This window comes from Micromonospora sp. DT81.3 (assembly GCF_049847225.1).
GTDB lineage: Bacteria > Actinomycetota > Actinomycetes > Actinomycetales > Microbacteriaceae > Microbacterium.
In genome coordinates, this window is sequence record NZ_JBNCNY010000009.1 from 179,089 (window position 1) to 201,208 (window position 22,120).

Here is a 22,120-nt window from a genome sequence, read left to right on the forward strand (position 1 = left end):
TTCGTGGCATTCATCCGCGCACGCAGGAGTGCTGTTCATCGGGGAGCATCAGTGTCGAAGTCGACCAACCCAGCACGACGACTCATCGGAACCCTGACCGCAGCGACGATGCTGTTGTCGGCAGGTGTCGTCAGCGGCGTGGCACCCGCAACCGCTGTTGAGTCCCCGCTTCCTGAGACCGTCGCGGTCACCAGTGATTTCAACCAGGAGATGGGTTGCGCGACGGACTGGTCGACCGACTGCGAAAAGACCGCGTTGGAGCGTCGCTTCGATGATGGCTTCTGGGACGCGACGTTCGATCTGGCTCCCGGCGACTACGAGTACAAGATCGCGTTGAATGGCACGTGGGACGTCAATTACGGCGCGGGCGGCGTGCTGAACGGTGCCAACATTCGGTTCAGCCACAGCGGCGGGCCGGTCACAATCTTCTACGATCCCGCGTCGCATCGGGCATTCTCGACATCGGAGGAGCCGATTGTGACCCTGGCTGGCTCGTTCCAGCGCAGCCTGGGGTGCCGCAGCGACTGGGCGCCGGACTGTCTGGCGGCGATGCTGTCGGATGTCGACGGCGACGGGGTGTACGAGTTCTCGACAACGGCTCTGCCGACGGGATCCCACCGGGTGAAGGTGACGCATGGCCTGAGTTGGACGGAGAACTATGGCGTTGACGGGCTGGCCGGCGGGGCGGACTATCTCTTCACCGCGAGCGAGGGTAAGGCGGTGACCTTCCGCTACACAGTGTCCACCCACCGTCTCGCCATCGAGGTCGTTGACGCCCCGATGCAGGGTCTCGGGGAGGAACGGGCGCATTGGATCGACGCGACGACCCTGGCTTGGCCGGCAGACTTCGGGGCGCCTCCTACGGAGGCGAGCTGGCAGCTGCTGACCTCGACCCAGGGGATCACTGTGGCAGGGGGCAAAGTGTCGGGGGCTGTCGCGGTGGACCTGTCCATAATCGCTTCCGGGCTCACCCCCGCCCAGAAGCAACGGTTCCCGGCGTTGGCCGGCTACGTCGCACTGCGAGTGCCCGCGCTTTCCAGGGCCGCCGTCTCGACCCTGTTGCGTGGACAGGTGATGCTCGCGCAGCGCGACCGCGCCGGTGCCCTGCGAGCCGTGACAGGAGTTCAGCTCCCGGGTGTGCTCGATGATCTCTACGCGGCAAATGCTGCCGGGGCACGCCTGGGCGCTGTCGTGGAGTCCTCTCGCGCAAACCTCCGACTCTGGGCGCCGACCGCCGTCACAGCGACCCTGCTGACGTGGGCTCCTGGCGGGACAGGCGCCCCGAAACGCTGGACCGCCCAGCGCGACGGGGCGACCGGCATCTGGGCCGTATCGGCCGCGGCGTCCACTCTGAAAGACCAGGAATACGCGTGGGAAGTGAAGGTCTATGCACCCTCCACAACGCGGTTCGAAATCAACGTGGTGACCGACCCATACTCCACCGCGCTCACCCCCAACTCCCGGCGTTCCATCGTGGTGGACGCGGTCGAGGCTCGGTGGCGTCCGACGGAGTGGGAGAAGGCACCTGCACCCAAGATCGCCCAGCAGGTGGATCGGTCGATCTATGAACTGCACGTGCGCGACTTCTCGATCGGAGATCAGTCGGTCCCTGAGGCGGAGCGGGGCACGTATCTCGCCTTCACTCGCGACAGTGCGGGCACCCGTCAGCTGAAGCAGCTTGCCGCCGCCGGCATGAACACGGTGCATCTGCTGCCCACCCTGGACATCGCAACCATCGAGGAAGATCAGGGTAAGCAGGCGGCGACGGCATGCGATCTGGAATCCTTGGCGCCGGCGTCGCGCGCCCAGCAGGCGTGCGTGTCCGCCACCGCCGCATCTGACGGGTTCAACTGGGGCTACGATCCTTACCACTTCCTGGCTCCCGAGGGTGCGTATGCGGTTGACGCGTACGGCGGGGCACGGGTTCGCGAGTTCCGGTCGATGGTCGGTGCGTTGCACGGGATGGGCCTGCAAGTAGTGCTCGATCAGGTCTACAATCACACCGCCTCTTCGGGCCAGAAGACCACTTCGGTGCTCGACAAGGTTGTGCCCGGCTACTATCAACGCCTCGCGGGTGATGGCTCCGTGCAGTACTCGACGTGCTGCGAGAACACGGCGACCGAGCATCTGATGGCGCAAAAGCTCATGGTCGACTCGGTCGTTTGGTGGGCGAAGCAGTACAAGGTCGACGGCTTCCGTTTCGATCTGATGGGCCACCACTCCAAGCAGAACATGCTCGCCGTGCGTGCCGCTCTGAACCAGTTGACGCTGAGCAAGGACGGCGTCGATGGATCAGCGATCTATCTCTATGGCGAGGGATGGAACTTCGGTGAGGTCGCGAACAACGCCCTCTTCGAGCAAGCGACGCAGGGACAGCTCGGCGGCACCGGGATCGGGACGTTCAACGATCGCCTGCGGGATGCGGTTCATGGCGGATCGCCTGGCAATGACTGGTCGCTGCGGCGGCAGGGCTTCGGTACCGGTCTGGGCACGGACCCGAACGGGGATCCGGTGAACGGCACACCGCAGCAGGCGCTCGCCGATCTCGCCCGTGCGACGGACATCGTGAAGCTCGGCCTTGCCGGCAACCTGCGCCAGTTCCGCTTCACCACCTCGGATGGTGCCATCAGGAGTGGCGCACAAATCGACTACAACGGCTCTACGGCGGGATACGCCGACGAGCCCGACGAAGTCATCAACTACGTCGACGCGCATGACAACGAGACCCTGTACGACCTCTCCGTGTTCAAACTTCCCATCGACACGCCCTTGACCGACCGGGCGCGCATGAACACCCTCGAACTCGCCACCGTCACCCTCTCCCAAGCGCCGTCTTTCTGGCACGCGGGCACGGAACTGCTCCGTTCGAAATCCTTGGACCGGAACAGCTACGACTCCGGAGACTGGTTCAACCGGATCGACTGGACAGGTCAGCAGTCCACGTTCGGCTCGGGCCTTCCTCCTGCACGAGATAACCGAAGCCGCTGGGAGACCGCCGCGGAGCTTCTCTCCGACGAGCGACTCAAGCCCGACGCCCCGGCCATCGCGGCCGCCGAGGCCTCGGCACTCGACCTGCTGCGAGTGCGCCGTGAGGTCAGCCTCCTCACCCTGGGGTCCGCCGACCTGATTGCCCAGAAGGTTACATTTCCCAACGGTGGCCCGAACGCGACCCCTGGCGTCATCGTCATGCTGGTCGATGACCTGGTCGGCCTCGACACCGACCACACGCTGGAGGGTGCCCTTGTCGTCTTCAACGCCTCGGCCGAAGCGACCGCCCAGGTCCTGCCCGAACTCACCGGCCGCGATTTCACGCTGACCGACGCGCAAGCCAACGGATCCGACCCGATCGTGAAGTCCACAACCTGGGACTCAGCCACCGGAACGGTCACCGTTCCTGCCCGCTCGGTCGCCGTGCTCGTCGATCCGCAAAGCACCGCGCCATGACCCACAACGGCATCAAAGAGGGCCGCGAATGATCCCTAGCACACCTGAAGAGATCAGCGCACCCCGCTTCCCGGAAACGGTGTGCAGTGACTTGATCTCAGGAACTCGCTCATGTAGCTCGCCGTCCGGGCGCTGCCATCACCAACTAGTGCCGTCCGGGCGCTGCCATCACCAACTAGTAGGGAGTTGACGCACCAGAGACGCAAACGCACCTCACTCACCGAGACCCGACTCGCTTCGCCCCGGTCAGCACGACCCAGCAATCGTCGCTCCCGGCACCGCGCGGTGACCTCACCGCACGGCATGCATGTTGTGAATATCAAACAAAGCACGAAGAAGGAATGAAATGAAGCGAACTCGATCGGCAGCGTCCATTGGACTAGCTGCTGTCGTGACCGCTGGGATGGTCATCAGCGCCGTACCAGCATCTGCCGACATATCGGCGCAGAAGACCGGCGCGGAGGTCGGAGACGGCGACGTCTTCGAATCCAACGCGGAACTCGACAAGCACGTCATCTTCCAAGCGTTCGGTCTGTTCCAACCCGACGACTACAACACCTACACCACGTTGACGGAGAACGCGGATCTGCTCGCGGAGTGGGGCATCACCGACCTGTGGGCACCTCCGCCGTATCGGGTCGCGGGTGACTCGAAGTACCGGGAGGGGTACGCGATCGCGGACCGGTACGATCTGGGCGCGTACGGCAAGGGACCGACGAAGTACGGTACCGCTGATGAGCTGAAGGGCGCCATCGACGCGATGCACGATGAGGGATTGCGCGTGCAGGTGGACGTGGTCCCGAACCAGATGATCGGTCTGACGCAACGGCGGGTGCTTCCGGTGACGCCGGTGGATCCGTTCGGCAACCCGATCGGCGAGCAGTTCGTGTATGCCACCTACACCAAGGGCACGGCGCCCGGCCAGACCGAGCATGGTGTGATCAAGGAGTGGGATTACCAGTACTACCACGGTACTTCTTCGCAGTACCAGGGTTTGTACCGGGTGCTCGTCGACGATGAGGGCGAGTACATCCGTTACTTCGGGCCGGATGACCCGCAGAACAACCTGCCGGCGTGGCTTGCGGAGACGGAGGCGGCGCAGTACGGCAAGATCAACGTCGTCGACGGCTACCTCCTCGCGGACAGCTACTACGCCGTGGAGGGCGCCGCAACCGAAACAACCGATGACGACAAGTACGCCCCGGTGCTGCTGTATTACGTCGACCCCCGCCCGGGATCAATGGAGCAGACGTACCTGGACTATGCGCGGGAGAACGGCTACACCGGCACCGACGACGAGGTGCGGGCGCAGCTGCTGGCACTGCCGCCGGCGGAGATCGGTCCTTTCACCGACGCCTACCTGCTCGAGCAGCCCGGCTACAACCGGGAGACCGAGCCTGGCGCCACCGCGTACCGGTTCGATGGGGAGTTGAGCAGCCCGGAGGACATCGGCGAGAACGTGCTGCAGTACGAGTTCCTGATCGGCAACGACCTGAACACGCAGCGCGCTGACGTGAGGGCCGAGCAGGCGAACTGGCAGCAGTACCTGCTGGACTTCGGGTTCGACGGGTTCCGCATCGACGCCGCGTCGCACGTGGACACCCGTATCCTGGTCGACGAGAAGGAGCAGCGGCTTGCGAACTTCCCGAACGACGACGTGAACGAGCACCTCAGCTACATCGAGTCGTACACGACCGCGCAGGTGCCGTTCGAGGAGAGCAACCAGTTTGGTCAGCTGGTCATGGACAACGGGCCCTACCTTTCCTACCTGGGCGCGTTCGGGCGGAAGAATCAGGCCGTGAACAACGTGTTCGAGGGTTCGGTGAACGACCGTGTGAACGGGTACGCGCCCGAGGATGCGGTGCCGAACTGGTCATTCATCAACAACCACGACCAGGAGTTCAACGTGATCTCCCCGATCCCGCTGACGCCTGAGGAAGCAGGTGACCTCGAGCCGAACACGTTCGCGTACGAGAAGGTGCAGTTCGAGAAGTACGACGCCGACCGCAAGCAGCAGGTCAAGCAGTACGCACCGTACAACGTGCCGGTGTCGTACGCGATCGCGCTGACGAACAAGGACACGGTTCCGACGGTGTTCTACGGTGACATGTTCAAGACCACCGGGGCCTACTTCAAGGAGAAGACGCCGTACTACGAGGAGATCGTCAAGCTGCTCGAGATCCGCAAGCAGTACGCCAGCGGCGAGCAGGACGTGATTCTGCAGCCGACCCACTCCTCGTCGGAGCTCGGTGGGGACCTCGTCTCCAGCGCGCGCCTGGGCACCAGTCGGGACACCGGGGTGGCGATCGTGGCGGGCAACTTCCCTGGAGCGAACGACACGATCGAGGTCGAGATGGGTGCGCAGCACGCGAACCAGGTCTTCCACGACGCGATGGGTCTCGACGACGATGTCGTCGTGTCCGACGCAGACGGAACCCTCACCATCTCCGTCGAGGGGATGCGCACGGTTGAGGTCGACGGATACCTCTCCGCTTACGTCCCGGTGGAGGACGCGGCGGTGCTGGAGAACGTGAAGGCTCCGAAGATCAAGGCGAACCTGAACAAGCTCACCCTGACCACCGACGGCGGCACCTGGGCCACACCCAACCCGGAGCTCACCTACCAGTGGCTGCGTAACGGGGAGCCGATCGAGGGTGCTACGGACGCGGACTACAGGCCGCGCCGCGCAGACCTGGGCAAAACCATCTCGGTGCAAGTGACCGCAGATGACGACACCCATGCGCCCGGCACAGCTACATCCAAGGGGCTCACCCTCAAACTGCCAAAGTGGAGTGACATAAGGCCGTAAGAGCGACACCAACGGCGGGGTCGGGGCAGATCATCTGTCCCGGCCCCGCACGTCTGCGCTCGACCATCTCCCGATCCCCACGCCCAGTGACGGGTCGCTACCCGCACGGAGAGGATCGCGTCGTGACGTGGACCATGAGTAGCATTTCGTATCTCATCAAAGCGAAAGTCGCGGGAGGTGCTCTGGCAACGCTTCTCATCGCCGGCACCCTCGCTCCGACGGCTGAACTCGCGCTGGCACCGCGCGAGGCGGCTGCGGCCACCTCGGCGGCCGTCACTGTGGGCACGGTGCCGGACAGCAGAGCGCTATGGATCGATGGGGACACGATCCTGTGGCCCGTGGACGGGTCCGCCGACGGTGACGTGTGGACCCTTCACTCGTCGGAGCCCGCCCGAGAGAGGGAGGGCAGCGGGACGACGGTGCTGCTGGAAGTGGATCCATCCGGCCTGACCGCCGACCAGCGGGCGTCGTACGGTTGGCTCGGCGAGGTCTGGGTGCTGCGCCCGCAGGGGTTGACCGATGACGCGGTCCGCGAGCTCCTGCGCTCCCCGCTCGCGGTCACCCGCACCCGTGCCGACGGCGCCTCCCAGACCACGGGGGTTCAGCTTGCCGGGGTCATCGACGACGTGCACAGGCACGCGGTCGACACCAGTCACGGCGTGATCTGGAACGATGGGGCGCCGACGCTGCGGTTGTGGGCGCCGACGGCGCAGAAGGTAAGGCTCCTCCGCTTCGACGATCCGGAAGACCCGTCCCCGGTTGAGACCCTCGACGCTCGCGGAGTTGCGGGTGGCAGCTGGCAGGTGGACGGGTTATCGGAGTGGAAAGGCGATGGCTATCTGTACGAGGTGACGGTGTACGCACCTTCGACGGGCCGCGTCGAACGCAACCTGGTGACCGACCCCTACTCCGTCGCTCTCACCCCGAACTCGACACGCTCGGTCCTGGTCGATCTGCATGATCCCCGGCTCGCGCCGGAGGCATGGGTATCGACTCCCGCCCCCGTTATCCGCAATGCGAGTGCCCGGTCGATCTATGAGCTGCATGTCCGCGATTTCTCGATCGCGGACGAGACGATCCCGGCCAGGATGCGCGGTTCCTATTTGGCCTTCACCGCAGACGGTGCGGGGCGCCGTCATCTGCGGGATCTGGCGGCGGCGGGTTTGAACACCGTGCACCTGCTCCCGACATTCGATATCGCCTCGATACAGGAGGAGCGGAGTTTGCAGCGTACGCCGGACTGTGACGTCGACGCGGGACCGGATTGGGCCGAGCAGCAGGCGTGCGTGATGAGCGTCGCCGACCAGGACGGCTTCAACTGGGGCTACGACCCGTTGCACTTCCTGGCACCAGAGGGGTCCTACGCCGCCGATGCGAATGGCGGCGCACGGGTGCGCGAGTTCCGAGAAATGGTGGGGGCGCTGCATGGTGATGGGCTGCAGGTGGTGCTTGACGTGGTCTTCAATCACACCGCCGGTGCGGGCCAGTCGCCCAATTCGGTGCTTGATCGTATCGTCCCGGGCTACTACCAGCGGCTCGACGCCGACGGTCGAGTGGAGACGTCCACGTGCTGCGCGAACATGGCGACAGAGAACCGGATGGCGCAGAAGCTGATGGTCGACACGCTCGTACTGTGGGCTCGCGAGTACAAGGTCGACGGGTTCCGGTTCGATCTGATGGGCTTCTCCTCGAAGCAGAACCTGCAGGCGGTGCGTGCGGCGCTGGATGAGCTCACGCTGGAGAAGGACGGAGTGGACGGGTCCGCGATCTACCTGTACGGCGAAGGATGGAGCTTCGGTGAAGTGGCCGGGAATGCCCGCTTCGAACAGGCGATCCAAGGTCAGCTGGGCGGCACCGGAATCGGCACCTTCAACGACCGTCTCCGCGACGCAGTACACGGCGGAACCCCCGGCGATCACGCGTCGACGTTCGCGCAAGGCTTCGCGACCGGGCTCTCCACCGATCCCAACGGCAACGACGTGAACGGGTCGGAAGCCGACAGCGCGGCCCGACTCGCCCATTACACCGACCTGGTGAAGATCGGGTTGGCGGGCAATCTCCGATCCTTCCGGTTCGTCACCGCCGACGGCACCGTAAAACGTGGTGACGAGATCCCGTTCGGCGGCGCAGCCGCTGGCTATGGCGACGAACCGGATGAGACCGTTAACTACGTCGACGCCCACGACAATGAGACGCTGTACGACATCCTCGCGATGAAACTTCCCGTTGGCACATCCATGGGTGACCGGGTGCGGATGAACACGCTTGCGCTGGCGACAGCGACATTGTCGCAGTCGCCAGCGCTGTGGCATGCGGGGACCGACCTGTTGCGGTCCAAGTCCATCGACCGGAACAGCTACAACTCCGGCGACTGGTTCAACGCGATCGACTGGTCGGGGAGAGAGAGCAATTTCGGAGTCGGGCTGCCTCCGCAGCAAGACAACGGGTTCCGTTGGGACGCGATCGCGCCTCTGCTTCGCGATCCCTCTCTCCGGCCCGACACCGAGGCTATCGCCGCTGCGACCGCCCAGGCGCAGCAGTTGCTTCGGTTGAAGCACTCCACGCCGCTGTTCAGCTTGGGCTCCGCGGCCCTGATCAACCAGAAGCTCACCTTCCCGTCCGGGGGACCGGATGCACCTCCCGGCGTCATCGTGATGAGCATCGACGATACTCAGGGAGAGGACATCGACCCGGCACTGGACGGTGTCATCGCCGTGCTGAACGCCAGCCCGCACCCGACCGCCGTACCGGTGTCGTCGATGCCGGGGCGCGGCTTCGAACTCTCGGAGGTCCAAGCCGAAAGCGCTGACCCCCTGATCAGGGATGCCGCCTGGGATGCCGATGCCGGAACCGCCCTCGTTCCGGCGCGGTCGGTGGTCGTGTTCGTCGACCCGCAGCAAGAAGCTCCGACACCACCGGAACCCGCTGCCGAGGATGTACCCGTCTGGGCCCTGGCGGGAATCGGGTTGGCGACCGCCATCGCGCTGGTGGTCTTCGTGTCTCGTCGGCACGCGAGGTCCGGGCGGTCATAGACGGCGACGAACGCTGCCGGTCCGCTCCAGGCTGGTGAACCCAGACAGGCTGCGTCCGCCGAGCCGAAGCAGGACGTCGGCGAGTCGGCCGAGCCGGAGAGGGACGTCGGCGAGTTCCGCGGACTTGCTCCCGCAGCTTCATGGGTATGCGTCGCCCCGAGCGGGCGGGTCAGCCCGGGCAACGCCCATGCCGCGAACACGGGGCCGTCAGCGGAGATTAGCACCTCCCCGTTTGGCGCGGTCGTCAGGGTGGCCTCGCCGAAGAGGGCGGCCCCTGATTTTGCGCAGAGCACGGCGTGCCCGGGCAGGTGGATGTGCACGTCCTGCCGCGAAGCGACGATCATCACCGTCTCCTGCTCCGCTTCACGCACGAACACGAGGGTGTCATCGTCGACGTGCAACCACCGCATCCCGCCGGTGCCGAGCCCCGGGTGCTCTCGGCGCAGGTGAATCAGGTCGCGGTATAGCGCGATACGGGAGGCGACCTCGGCCCGGCCCTCTGTACCCCATCGCATGGGTGTGCGGCTTGTTTCGCCGTCGAATCCGTGCAGGCCGAACTCGTCGCCCGCATAGATGACCGGGACTCCGGGAAGCGTCATGCTCAGCCCGACCGCGAGCGGGATGCACCCCGGTCCGGCGTTCGTGGCAAACCGGGCGGTGTCATGAGTGTCCAGGGCCAGCATGTTGCCGAGGCGGACGCGCCAGGGAATACCGGAGCTGAGACGCTCGACGGCGGCCGCGAACTGGGCGGCGGTGTAGCGGGGGATGCCGCCGATGGGTTGCCCGAAGAACCAGGGCTGGGTGATCTGTTCGCCCTCGGCGTTGAGGTACGGAGCGAAGGACGGCTCGCTTAGCCATGCCCAGAGTGGACGGGTGAAGGAGGAATATGTCATGGCCCCATGCCAGCCATCCCCCTGCAGGTCGCTGGTCGCATCATTGGTTGACTCGCCGAAGAGCACCGTCTCCGGGTTGGCCTGGATCATCGTCTTGCTGATCAGCCCTCGCACGTCGGCGTTGAGGTCGATATCGCCGAGGCGGCCTGTCATGTTGGCCACGTCGATGCGCCAGCCGTCCAGGTTGTAGGGCGGCGTGAGCCACTTCGCGACGACGGAGTCGGGGCCTTCGATGAAGCGGTCGCGCAGCTTCTGCGACGCCCAGTTGAACTTCGGCAGGGCGGGGTAGTCAAGCCACGAAATGTACTGCGTGTTCGCGTCGTCGGCGAAGTAGTAGAACTCTCCCGTGGGGGCGGTAGGGGTACCAAGTGCCGCTTGGAACCATTCGTGGTGGTAGCCGCAATCATTGGTGGTCAGGTCGCCGATGACGCGGATGCCGCGCGCGTGGGCGGCATTGATCAGCCGGATGTATGCCTCATCGCCACCGAGCAGCGGGTCGACCGAGAGGAAGCTTGACGCATCGTAGCGGTGGTTGGACGCCGCGGGGAAGACGGGCGTGAGGTATAGCAGGTTCACGCCGAGGTCGACCAGGTGATCGAGCTTCCCGATGATGCCGTCCAGGTCGCCGCCGTAGAACTGCTGGGAACGACCCGGCGGAAGAGGGTCGACGCGGTCATCCCATCCGGCGGGGGCGGCCCAGTCGGGGGTGGGGCGGGCGGCGGCTTCGGCGGATCGGGCGAACCGGTCCGGGAATACCTGGTAGATCACGGCGTCGTGAATCCAGGCGGGCGGCGCAGGGAAGGTGACGAGCGCGGAATCGTCAGAGTCCAGCGTCTCGACGGTGTGCGGCCCGGTTTGGTTCAGCCAGCTCACCGTGCCGTCCTCGTGCCGCAGGAGCCACCGATAGCCGTGCCGGGGGTTGGCGACGACGATATCCGCCTGCCACCATTCCCACCCCTCCGCCGAGCTGATCCGCTTCGCGTTTGTCCAGGCCGGTTCGTGGTCGGGATTGGATCGGGTGCGCACGGCGTGAAGTGGCCCGAACTCGACGGGTGTGCGCAGTCTCAACCGCACCGTCTCGCCGAGTGTGGGTGTGGGGTTGGAGACGTAGAGCGGGGATCCGTCGTGGTGGGGTCCGAGGCGCGTCATCCGCCGTCGTGGAACTATTTGACGGCGCCGGCGGTCAGGCCGCCGACGATGTACTTCTGAAGGAAGAGGAAGAGCACCATGACGGGAAGTGCCGCGATGACCGCGCCGGCTGCGAAGATTCCCCAGTTCTGCGACTGGAACCCGGAGATGAACGCGAACATCCCCACGGCGAGAGTTTGTTGGCTGGGATCGGTGAGCATGACGCTTGCGATCGCGAACTCGGCGAAGATGCCGATGTAGGTGAGCAGCCCGACCACGGCGAGGATGGGCACGACCAGTGGCAGCACGATCGTGAAGAAGGTGCGGGCGTGGCCGGCTCCGTCGATTTTTGCTGCCTCGTCTAGAGAGACGGGGATGGTGTTGAAGAACCCGTACATCAGGAACGTGTTCACCCCGAGTGCGGCGCCGAGGTAGATCATGATCAGGCCGATGTGCGTTCCCAGCCCAATGGCGGGGAAGACGTCCGTGATGGCCACCATGAGTAGGAAGATGGCGACGATTGCCAGGAACTGCGGGAACATCTGCACCAGCAGGATGGTGCCCAGACCAAGCCGCCGCCCCTTGAACCGCATCCGGGAGAACGCGTAGGCGGCCAGTGCGCCGAGCAACACCGAGGCCACGCTGGTGAGGATCGCGATGATCTGCGTGTTCAGGAACCACATCGCGTACGGCTGGTTCGGGTTCGAGAACAGGTTCACGTAGTTGTCCACCGAGAAGGCGCGGAACAGCTCGTTCGAGCCGGTCAGCGTGCCGGCCGGGTTGAACGATACCGAGACAATGTAAAGCAGCGGAAAGATGGAGAACAGGATGGTCACGACGCCGATCACGTGACGCCATCCTTTGTCGAGGAACCACTTTCCGAAGGGTTGCCGTGGGCCGGTGCGCCCGGCCGGCGCTGCCGGCTCGGGAGCGAGCCTCACCGCGAGAAGATTGCCTTCTTCGTAGCCTTCGCCGCCGAAGGCGGCGAACTGGGAGCCCGGCGCGAACGCGTGCTCGCTCCTCCGGCCGGTGCCTGCGGTCGTGTCTTCGCTGGACATCAGTTCAGGTCCTCCAGTGCCTTGGTCTGCCGGAACAGGATGATGGCGATCACACCCACGATGAGGAAGATGATGATCGAGAGTGCGCTGGCGAGGCCGTAGTCTCGGCCGCCTCCACCACCGAACGCGACCTTGTAGACCATACTGATGAGCAGGTCCGTCGCGCCGATGTCGAGGGTCGTATCGGTGAATCGTGGCCAGCCCCTTGTCATCATGTAGATGACGACGAAGTTGTTGAAGTTGAAGGCGAATGACGCGATCAGCAGCGGGGCGACCGATACGAAAAGCAGCGGCAGCTTTATCGCACGGAAGATGCGCCACGCCCCGGCACCATCAACCTTCGCCGCCTCGAGAATGTCATCGGGCAGCGCCTGCAGGGCGCCCGTGCAGACGAGAAACATGTACGGGAACCCCAGCCACAGGTTCACCAGCAGCACGCTGAGTCGCGCGAGCCACGGGTCGCCGAGCCAGGGGATCTCGGCGCCGCCGAGCAGAACCTGGTTGATGAACCCGAACTCCTCGTTCAGTAGGCCGGCCCACACCAGACCGGAGAGGAAGGCCGGGAACGCGTACGGAAGGATGATCAGGATTCGGTAGCCCTTCTTGCCGCGCAGGGTCGGGTGGTTGAAGACGATCGCGAGGAACAGTCCCATCGCGAAGCACGTCAGCACGGAGAGGAACGCGAACGCGAACGTCCACGCCGTGACCCGGAGGAGCGGGTCCCGGAGCTCTGCAGTGTTGAACGCGTATGCGAAGTTGTCCCAGCCGACGACGACACGCCAGCCCGGTGTCAGCGACTGCCTTCCCTCCGACGTGAAGTTGCCTTGACCGTCATCGACGTAAACCTCGCCGGTGCTGGTGTCGGTGAAGGTGTCGGCCGCCTCGTCGTAAACCAGATCGGAAGTGAAGACAAAACTCGTCGTGCCGTCCTGGGTGCGGATGGATCCGTCGTTCGGATCGTCGGACAGCGGAACGGAGACGGCGAGAATCGCGTCCTGGTTGCGGATGATCTGGTTCAGGTTGAGCTGCTCCCAGCCCTCCGGCCCACCGTTCACCTCCTGGAGAGGCTGCTCCGCTGTTCCGAACGCGAGGTCGCCGTCGGGTTCGGAGACGAGCAGACCGAATGTGGCCCCCTGGCGGAAAACCTGGGTGGGATACGTCGGCGAGTCGGGCACCCGCGTCTGCGAGGTACGGATGATCTGCGCGACCGCGTCTTCCTTGGTGCTGTTGTGCTGATCTCCGTAGTTCGTGAATGCGATGTAGCCGGTGTAGAAAATGACCAGAATCTGGAAGACCGCGAGGAAGAACAGACCGGGGGTCAGATACTTCGCCGGCAGCAGGCCGGCGCGGAGATAGATGTAGTTGACGCCGATCACCAGGACCACGAGGACGACGGTCGAAACCCAGTCACCTTTCCCCAGCAGCACGAACGCCCCGAAGATCGCTAGCGCGTCAATCACGCCCAGCAGCACGACCTTCACCACGAGCGCGAGCAGCCCACCGGACGTGAGCTTCTTACCGGGGGATGAGAGAGACGGGCCCACGCCCGCATAGCGGGACGTGCCTGACTGGCGACTCTCGAGCTTGGTCTCGGTCATCGATGACCCTCCTTGGTCACTGTGCCGTAAAGATGTTGATGGTGCTGCCGATGATGGTGCCGCTGTGGGTGGAGCCCGGAGGCCCCACCCACAGCGGCGGTGGGGGGCGTTCAGCCGCCGATTTTGGACTGGATATTCGTCGTCGCGGTCTCCCAGACCGCGACGGGCTCACCCTCGCCCTTGATCAGCTGCAGCTCGGCGTTGCCCCAGTCGGCCCAGACCGAACCCATCTCGGGAATGGCGGGCATCGGCGCGCCGGTCTGGCCGATCTCGCCGAAGGCCTGCACGTCGGGGTCATCGGCGGCTGCCGTCTCGTATGCCGCCAGAAGAGCCGGCGGTCGACCGCCGACTTCGAACAGGCTCATCTGGGCGTCCTCGGTGCTGAGGTAGTTGACGATGAAGTTCGTCGCCGCGAGCGCGTTGGTCGACTTGCTGGAGAGGAAGAACCCGTTCACGCCGATGAACGGACGGGCTTCCTGGCCACCGGCGCTGGGGAGCGGGTCAACGGCGTAGTTGATGCCCGCCTCGGCGATCGCAGGAATATTCCACGGCCCGGTCAGGTAGTACGGGGACTGGCCGGCCACGAAGAACTCCCGCGCCTTATCGCCGTCAATGTTCGGGTTCAGGATCCCTTCGGCACCCCACTGCTTGAGCGCAGTGGCGAACGCGACGCCAGCCTCGTCGCCGAGCACGAGCTGCGAAGCGTCATAGCTGCCGTCGGCGTTCTGGGCGAACACCTGCGAGCCGAACGAGGTCTGCAGGGGATACAGGTGGTAGGGATCACCCTGCTCGGGGCTCAGACCCACAAGGAAGGGGTACTCGGTACCCGCGGCACGACCCGCCGCGATCACCTCGTCGAACGTGGTCACTGGCTCGGCCACCAGATCGGTGTTACGCACGAGTGCAACGTTCTCGATCGAGTAGGGAACGCCGTAGACCTTGCCGTCGTACGTCATCGCCTGGATCGCGGACGGCGCGAACCCTTCGGCGACGTCACCGAGTTCGAGAGGTGCCACCACACCAGCCGCCACGTACGCGCCCAGCTTGTCGTGGGGGCTGACGATGACGTCGGGGCCCTTCCCTGTTGGCACCTGACTGATGAAGTCCTGGTCGACCGTGGCGAAGTCCTTCGTCACGAGCTTGACCTCGATATCGGTCTCTTCGGTGAAGCTGGCCGCGACATCCTCCAGCGCCGGCTTGCGTTCGATGTCGACCCACACGGTGATGGGCGTGCTGTCCGCGCCATCCGCAGCGTCACCGCCGCCCTCGCTACCGCCACTGTCCCCGCTGGCGCAGCCCGCAAGGCCGGCGAGCGTGATCGACAGGGCCGTCGCCCCCACAACAACTCTTTTCAATGTCACCTTCATCGGTGAATCCTTTCTGTGTCAGCCTCGACGACGCGCCGCAGGACCAGCGCTAGATGGAAGCGCTTACAAGCTATGCAAACGAAGGAAGCAGCACAACCCCCAATTCGTCTCAGTGACGCACTGTTTCGCAACGGAAGCGTTTCCACGTATGCTTCCTGCCATGCAGACACCTTTGCTTCCGGCCATGCAGACACAGTGGTGGCATGACGCTGTGATCTATCAGATCTATCCGCGGTCGTTCGCGGACTCGAACGGTGATGGGATCGGTGACCTTGCCGGCATTACGGCTCGCCTGGACGATCTTGTCGAGCTTGGCATCGACGCTCTGTGGGTGTCCCCGTTCTTCCGATCACCGCAGCGAGACGCCGGCTACGATGTCGCGGACTACTGCGATGTTGACCCGATTTTCGGCACTCTTGCGGACGCAGATGCGCTGATTGAGGGAGCGCACGACCGGGGCATCCGGGTGATCGTCGACCTGGTGCCGAACCACTCCTCGAGCGATCACCCTTGGTTCCAGGAGGCACTGATCGCCGCTCCCGGAAGTGCTGCGCGCGCGCGATACATCTTCCGAGACGGGCGCGGCGAAGACGGCGCGCTGCCGCCGAACAACTGGCAGTCGATTTTCGGCGGACCGATGTGGACCAGGGTGATCGAGGCGGACGGTCAGCCCGGCCAGTGGTACCTGCACATCTTCGATTCCTCTCAACCGGACTTCGATTGGACCAATCCCGAGGTGCGGTCTCTGTTCCTCGATGTCCTCCGGTTCTGGCTGGACCGCGGCGTTGACGGATTCCGTGTGGATGTTGCTCACGGGTTGATCAAGGAGCCCGGCCTTCCTGACGTCATCGAACCGGACACCATCAGTCTGGGCGCCGGTACGGCAACTCTCGAGCCCGAGATCAGCGCCCCGTCGAGCGTGCCGTATTGGGGTCAGGATGAAGTGCACGAGATCTACCGCGAGTGGCGGGAACTGCTCGACGGCTATCCGGGGAACCGCATCCTGGTCGCCGAGGCTTGGGTCGACCCGCTGTCCCGGCTGGCCGACTGGGTCCGGCCCGACGAAATGCATCAAGCATTCAACTTCGCCTATCTGGAAACGCCCTGGGCCGCCCGGCCGCTGGCCGAGATCATCGACTCCTCCTTGGCCACGTTCACTAGTGTGGGCGCGCCGAGCACGTGGGTCCTGTCCAACCATGACGTCGTCCGGCACGCCACCCGCCTCGCGCTGTCTTTCGACAACCCGCAGGGCCACGGCATCGGACCCGCCACCCCGAACCTGCCGGACCAGTCGGCCGCGCTGCGGCGGGCCCGCGCCGCCACAGCGCTGATGCTTGCCCTGCCGGGTTCGGCATACCTGTATCAGGGGGAAGAGCTCGGGCTCCCCGAGGCAATCCACCTTCCCGATCACGCTCGCCAAGACCCCACCTGGTTCCGGACAAATGGGGAGCGCTACGGCCGGGACGGTTGCCGGGTGCCGCTGCCGTGGAGCATGGGGTCACGCACATATGGGTTCAGTCCCGGTGACAACAGCTGGCTACCCCAACCGGACCACTGGGGTACGTTCGCACGCGACGAACAGCGCAACGATACCGACTCCACCCTCACGCTATATCGACGGCTGCTATCGCTCCGCAAGGAACTTCAGCTCGGCACCGGCCGCCTGCAATGGCTCGACTACCCCCGCGACGATGTGCTCGTGTTCCGCAATGGCCGCGCCGTCGTCGTCGTCAACACGGGAAGAGAACCCATCCGGCTCCCTGAGAGCGAAGTGCTGGTAGCAAGCTCCGCTTTCGAGGATTGGATGCTCCGAGGCGACTCCACCGTGTGGCTCCGAGCGTGAGAACAGGTCCCGCCCCGGTGTAGCCTTCCACCAACGTTCGTCTTGATCTTAGGAGCTTGCTGTGGCCGACATCGCCGATGTGGCGGAGCGCGCCGGCGTGTCGATCGCGACCGTCTCGCGCGCCCTCAACGGCAAGAGCGCCTCACCGGAGACCCGGAAGAAGGTCCGGGCGGCCGCTAAGGAACTTGGCTACGTGGTGTCCTCGAGTGCGTCAAGCCTTGCGAGCGGCCGCATGAACAACGTCGGCTTCATGGTTCCCTTTGTCGACCGTTGGTTCTTCACCTCAGTATTGAAGGGTGTTGAGGCGGTCCTGCTCGATCGCGGATACGATCTCACTCTCTACGACCTGCAGGGCGTCGACGAGCAGCGGGGTAAGGTCTTCGCTAACTCCCTGAGACGTGCCAGCGTCGACGGACTCATCGCAGCGAGCATCGAACTCGCCCCGGACGAAGTCCGAACGCTCCGCGACCTCGGCAAACCTGTCGTCAGTATCGGCGGCTCAATTGACGGTGTCTCCACCGTCAACGTCGACAACCTCCGGGTGTCCCGGCTGGCAACCGAGCACCTCATCTCCCTCGGCCACACCCGCATCGCGCACGTCGGCAGCGGCAGCGCCCTCGGCTCCGCCTTCCAACTCGGGGATACCCGCTCCGAGGGATGGCAGAGCGCCCTCCGAGAGGCAGGAATCGCCGCCGACCCTTCCCTCTTCCGCGAAGCCGACTTCGACATCCCGTCCGGGTACCAGGCCGGAAAATCGCTGCTCGCCTATAACCGGCCCACCGCCATCTTTGCGGCGAGCGACGAGATCGCCATTGGATGTCTGTTGGCGGCCCGCGATCTGGGCTTGGTCGTCCCTCGCGATCTCTCCGTCGTCGGCATCGATGATCATCAACTCGCTGGTTTTTTTGGCTTGACCACCATCGCCCAGTTTCCTGAGGAGCAAGGCCGCCATGCCGGCCAGATGATACTGGCGATGCTGGATCAGGACGATGTCGATCCTCAGCACCACACGACCGAAACTACCTTCATCGTCCGATCGTCGACCGCTAGACCTGATCCCGCTTCCTGACAGAGCCCCTCTGCCTCGGTTGCGGGGATCGCCGCATCGTCGTAGCAACCAGGGGCCAGTCGTAATAACCAGGGGGATCTGCTGCACGGACAGGTGACATCTTGATCGGGCTTGACCGAGTGGCGGGCCTGGAAGGATGTTGCTGTGCCAAACCCCTACGCGAGCGAGTTCCGTGACGATGTCGTGCGCGTCGCGCGGAACCACGAGCCCGGAGTGACGACCGAGCAAATCGCGAAAGACTTCGGGGGTTCACTCGATGACGCTGCAGGAGTGGCTCCGTCGCGCGGATGTCGACGAGCGCGCCAAGCCGCGCAGTCCAGCATGGAGTCGGTCGAGTTGTGAGGGGCGCGGAAGCGGATTCGGCTCTCGAGCAGCGGGGCGGCCTTGGTTCGGGTCCCGCCGACGGCCCTCAAAGCCTTCACCGAATCGCATACGAAGCCCCCGCTGTGCGCACAGAGCCGACGTTTTGTGGAAGCGCTTCCACAGCGAATCGGCGGAGATCCAGCTCGCACGGGGGAATTACATCGACGGAAGTTGTAAGCGTTTGCAGCGACGGTCTATGAGCTGCTAGGGTCTTCGCACCGCACGCGCGACGCCGTGGTGCGCGTCATGGGAAAGATCCACGCTCGGGACCGTCAGTGTTTCAAGGGAGTCACATGAAGAAGAGCCTCGCACGGCTTGCAGTTCTCGTCACTGCGGGCGTGGCTGTCGTCGGAATGGGAGCTCCATCGGCGTTCGCCGCGGAAGGTGCGACACCGAACGGACGGGGGAGCCTCGCCATGTGGACGACGGGAGCCAAACAAGGCGTCGGCGCACCAATGGAAACCCCCTCCACGGTCGCCGACCGATACGCGAAGGGCACCCTCGTGGCAGGACCCGCACTCTCCATCGACATTGCAGACAACAGCACCACCGATGCAGACACCATCACCATTACCGGAACCACCGACGCTGCCAGTGTCTGGGTGAACGTGAACGGCTCCACGACTGCCGCGTCGGTCACCGGGGGCAGGTACACGGTGACCGTTCCCGCGCAGCGGGGGGAGAACAAGATCACTGTCGCCGCAACCGGAGCCACCGGAGGAATATCGATCGCACGGCGTACGGTGACCTCCACGAACTTCGGGACACTTGTCGGGAGCATCAGGGACGCCGCCGGTGACGATAACGGGCCGGGAACCTACGTCTACCCGACCAACGACGCGTTCGTCGACGGGGCCTTCGACATCGACAAGTTCGACGTCTACGAAGACGGCGAATACGTCAACCTGGTAACCACCATCGCCGGAGATATCACCAACCCGTGGGGCGGCGACGAGCTTTCCACTCAGCGCATCGACATCTACATCGATGGCAACGGGACGGACGGACAGCCTTTCAACGCGCACCAGGGAACCAACGCACAACTGGTTCAGCCGTACTCCGTAACGGTCGGCGGTTCCGGTTTCGCGAAGCCGAGCGTCGTCGACAGGCGCGAGAATCACCTGGGATTCGGAGAACTGCTGGTCGTTCCGAAGACACATCAGATCGCGTTCACCGTCCCGCGAGTTGCCCTGGCCGGAATCGATCTGGGCGCTGCCGGCTACCAGGTCGTCATGACATCCCACGCAGCCAACGACGAAGGTGTGGGCAACATCCGTCCCGTCTACTCCAAGTCCTACTGGGACAACGCGACAGGCACCGATCACGCGTGGGTGCAGGAGTACCGGTTCGGCGGTGGCGCAGGCGCGGACACCACCGGGACGACAGCGCGAGACACCGACACCCGAGACCCGAACGCGCTCGACATCCTCGTGCCCCCCGGACAGAGCCAGCAGGATCTTCTGCACTGGGAAGTCACCAGCCCGGTGATCCTCCCCTACGTCGCTCTCAACTAGACCTCTTGGAGGCGATGTCGATATCCCAACACCGATCGGATCCGGTGTGCTCCCGCGACCAAGCTGAACCGTGTGCTCGATTCGCTCAGCTAAAACATTGCCATGCATGGAAGCACCTCGGTGCCCGATCGGCGCTGACGGCTAGTCGATAGTCGGGCTCACCCGAGGACAGCCACCCCCTGTGAGGAGAACCCCGATGGGCAGATTCGCCTACGACGCGATCGTATCGATTGACTTTGAGGACCGTCTGCTTGCCCACCTGCAGGTCGTGATCGGTGCGAAAATCCGCCGCGGCGAGTCGTTCCACTTCTCCTGGAAGGACGACCCGAGCACCGGACGTGGGCGCACTATCGTATGGGTCCACCCCCGGTGCCCGATCGTCTTTAAGTTTTACGGCAGCGGACGGCCACGAATCAATCGCGCGTGGGTGGAGGCCCTGACGATTGCCGCGGACTCACCCGGCGGCCTTCATCTGGTGCCGGAGCCGCCCGAGCACCCGGTCGTCGACTCGGGGCATCATCGCTACATCGGATCACCCCAGCCCCCCTCTCGCACTAGCAGGAGATAATCCTCAAGCAATCGGCGATGTGTCCCGCCGACCGCAGGGTGGTTCCCAGTGATTGTTGCAAGTCGGTGTTAACAGGACCGCCACATACGCCGGCGGGATGGGACGATCGAAGAGTCCGCCTGTTAACCACATATCATACCGGCATCCGCCACAGATTTACCTTTCCGGAGGAGGCGACTGCCGGGGACGCCAGCGGGTGTGGTGCGTGATACCGAACGGAGCGGTTCGGCGACGAGGGTCACTGGGCCACCAACCTCCTGGCGCAAGGCTACGGCCAGCGCGGGCGGCGCCGCCCGGGGGCGGCCAGTCTTGGGGGAGGAGGCTGCCTCCCGGCGGCACCTTGCTTCGAGAGTGACCCACGCATCGCCTGGGGTGAGCGATTACGCATGAGCGGAAGGCCCGAAGCGTGTTGAACTTACGCCTGCCGACGGCGTCCTGTCGTGGGATGGACTTGCGCTTCCGCTCGTGGTAACCGTCAGCGGAGTCTGGTGCGGGGGAGTGGAGCGTTCCCGTTGGTGCGTCGGTAACATAACGAGGGCGGTTCCTCCCGAGAACGGCCTCTGCTGGGGATGAGCGTTCCCGGGAGGAACCTGAACCCGTTGCCGACCCGGCGCTCGGATCACGCGGGTATGCAGTCCAGAGGACAGGCACCGACGCGGCGGCGGGTCTACCCGGAACAGTACCGCTCGTAGATACCAGATATGCGACCGTGCCGTTACGAGCCACATAGTATGTGGGCCCCTTCGGTGCAGCGCGCGGTACAGGCCGCGGTAACCGCATCGATTGGCCAGCGCCGACCTCAGCTTCGACGCGGCCGACCTGCTGCGCCAAGCCGATGCCGCCATGTACCGGGCGAAAACCCGAGGGCGCAACCAGATCTGCGCTGACCACGGCACACTCCACCCGGGCGGCAAGCCCAAAACTCCTGCTGACGCGTTCCTAGTTCCGCCCGGGTCAGCAGGTCCCGAAGAGCGGTCAGTATCCGTTGGTCGGTCGCGCGGTGGACACACCGGTCAGAAGTCACGTCGACGAAGGGCGAACCTTTTCCGCCGACGCCGGAGTCGGGCATGGGCTATGGCGGGCCCGACCTCTCTTCTGTACTGGGTGACATTGCTAGAACCTATGTTCTGACATAAGGTTCACTATCCGCGCTTGGGCTGAGGGGTGAGCGCGGGAGGCCGAGCCGAAATTCGCCAACAGGCTGTTGGTGAATTGCGCGAGAGATTGCTCGTTTGTGTCGGATTGGTGGTGGATGCTGGGGGAGTGACTGCGATCCTTCCGTCTGGATACGCTCAAACCCTCGCTCTGCTCTGGGTGTCGACGGCGCTCGAAAACTGGTCAGTTTCGGCGGGGTGGTTTCCAGTGATCGTTGCAACGTGATCACACCTGTTGGAGGTCATGTTGTCGTCACGTCGCATTCCGAAGGGTCCAGGC

10 protein-coding genes and 1 pseudogene are annotated in these 22,120 nt (G+C 64.5%); 7 read left to right on the top strand and 4 right to left on the bottom strand.

Translation table 11 applies throughout. The annotated features are described in order from the left end of the window. Positions 1 to 51 precede the first annotated feature (51 nt). From pulA (ACPW96_RS18645) to pulA (ACPW96_RS18655), 3 genes are all read left to right on the top strand, one after another. Positions 52 to 3,444 (top strand): pullulanase-type alpha-1,6-glucosidase, encoded by a 3,393-nt coding sequence (gene pulA / locus ACPW96_RS18645; RefSeq protein WP_425884859.1) that lies wholly within the window; start codon positions 52 to 54, stop codon positions 3,442 to 3,444. 391 nt (positions 3,445 to 3,835) lie between these two features. Then, positions 3,836 to 6,253: a glycoside hydrolase family 70 protein gene (locus ACPW96_RS18650; RefSeq protein ID WP_425884860.1), complete on the top strand. Its 2,418-nt coding sequence runs from the start codon at positions 3,836 to 3,838 to the stop codon at positions 6,251 to 6,253. A gap of 134 nt (positions 6,254 to 6,387) precedes the next feature. Then, on the top strand, positions 6,388 to 9,285 hold the full coding sequence (gene pulA, locus ACPW96_RS18655; protein ID WP_425884861.1) for a pullulanase-type alpha-1,6-glucosidase: 2,898 nt from the start codon (positions 6,388 to 6,390) through the stop codon (positions 9,283 to 9,285). Positions 9,286 to 9,836: 551 nt separating this feature from the next. Here the strand turns inward: pulA (ACPW96_RS18655) and ACPW96_RS18660 are convergent. The 4 genes and pseudogenes from ACPW96_RS18660 to ACPW96_RS18675 all read right to left on the bottom strand — a co-directional run. After that, a pseudogene (locus tag ACPW96_RS18660) lies at positions 9,837 to 11,327 on the bottom strand (alpha-amylase family glycosyl hydrolase); the annotation flags it as partial. A 14-nt stretch (positions 11,328 to 11,341) separates the two neighbouring features. Then, positions 11,342 to 12,364 carry a sugar ABC transporter permease gene (locus ACPW96_RS18665; protein ID WP_425884865.1) on the bottom strand — a complete coding sequence of 341 codons (1,023 nt, stop codon included), beginning with the start codon at positions 12,362 to 12,364 and terminating at the stop codon, positions 11,342 to 11,344. Further along, positions 12,364 to 13,962: an ABC transporter permease subunit gene (locus ACPW96_RS18670; RefSeq protein WP_425884867.1), complete on the bottom strand. Its 1,599-nt coding sequence runs from the start codon at positions 13,960 to 13,962 to the stop codon at positions 12,364 to 12,366. Before ACPW96_RS18670 ends, ACPW96_RS18665 begins: the two co-directional genes overlap by 1 nt. A 110-nt stretch (positions 13,963 to 14,072) precedes the next feature. Next, positions 14,073 to 15,329 (bottom strand): sugar ABC transporter substrate-binding protein, encoded by a 1,257-nt coding sequence (locus ACPW96_RS18675; protein WP_425884868.1) that lies wholly within the window; start codon positions 15,327 to 15,329, stop codon positions 14,073 to 14,075. Positions 15,330 to 15,513: 184 nt separating this feature from the next. On the opposite strand from ACPW96_RS18675, the gene ACPW96_RS18680 reads away from it, so the two are divergent. The 4 genes from ACPW96_RS18680 to ACPW96_RS18695 all read left to right on the top strand — a co-directional run bounded on the left by ACPW96_RS18680 (position 15,514) and on the right by ACPW96_RS18695 (position 20,686). Beyond that, positions 15,514 to 17,172, top strand: a complete 1,659-nt coding sequence (locus ACPW96_RS18680; protein ID WP_425884877.1) for a glycoside hydrolase family 13 protein — start codon at positions 15,514 to 15,516, stop codon at positions 17,170 to 17,172. Positions 17,173 to 17,233: 61 nt separating this feature from the next. Then, the gene (locus ACPW96_RS18685; RefSeq protein WP_425884870.1) at positions 17,234 to 18,241 is read left to right on the top strand and encodes a LacI family DNA-binding transcriptional regulator; all 1,008 of its coding nucleotides are present in this window, start codon (positions 17,234 to 17,236) and stop codon (positions 18,239 to 18,241) included. Positions 18,242 to 18,897: 656 nt separating this feature from the next. After that, positions 18,898 to 20,118, top strand: coding sequence for a glucodextranase DOMON-like domain-containing protein (locus tag ACPW96_RS18690; protein ID WP_425884871.1), 1,221 nt, complete (start codon positions 18,898 to 18,900; stop codon positions 20,116 to 20,118). A gap of 196 nt (positions 20,119 to 20,314) precedes the next feature. Further along, positions 20,315 to 20,686 (top strand): hypothetical protein, encoded by a 372-nt coding sequence (locus tag ACPW96_RS18695; protein WP_425884872.1) that lies wholly within the window; start codon positions 20,315 to 20,317, stop codon positions 20,684 to 20,686. Positions 20,687 to 22,120 lie beyond the last annotated feature (1,434 nt).

Excerpts from the sequence above, each read along its gene's own strand:
- pulA (WP_425884861.1), top strand. The coding sequence starts at position 6,388 with ATGAGTAGCATTTCGTATCTCATCAAAGCGAAAGTCGCGGGAGGTGCT.
- ACPW96_RS18665 (WP_425884865.1), bottom strand. The coding sequence starts at position 12,364 with ATGTCCAGCGAAGACACGACCGCAGGCACCGGCCGGAGGAGCGAGCAC.
- ACPW96_RS18670 (WP_425884867.1), bottom strand. The coding sequence starts at position 13,962 with ATGACCGAGACCAAGCTCGAGAGTCGCCAGTCAGGCACGTCCCGCTAT.
- ACPW96_RS18675 (WP_425884868.1), bottom strand. The coding sequence starts at position 15,329 with ATGAAGGTGACATTGAAAAGAGTTGTTGTGGGGGCGACGGCCCTGTCG.
- ACPW96_RS18680 (WP_425884877.1), top strand. The coding sequence starts at position 15,514 with ATGCAGACACAGTGGTGGCATGACGCTGTGATCTATCAGATCTATCCG.
- ACPW96_RS18690 (WP_425884871.1), top strand. The coding sequence starts at position 18,898 with ATGAAGAAGAGCCTCGCACGGCTTGCAGTTCTCGTCACTGCGGGCGTG.
- ACPW96_RS18695 (WP_425884872.1), top strand. The coding sequence starts at position 20,315 with ATGGGCAGATTCGCCTACGACGCGATCGTATCGATTGACTTTGAGGAC.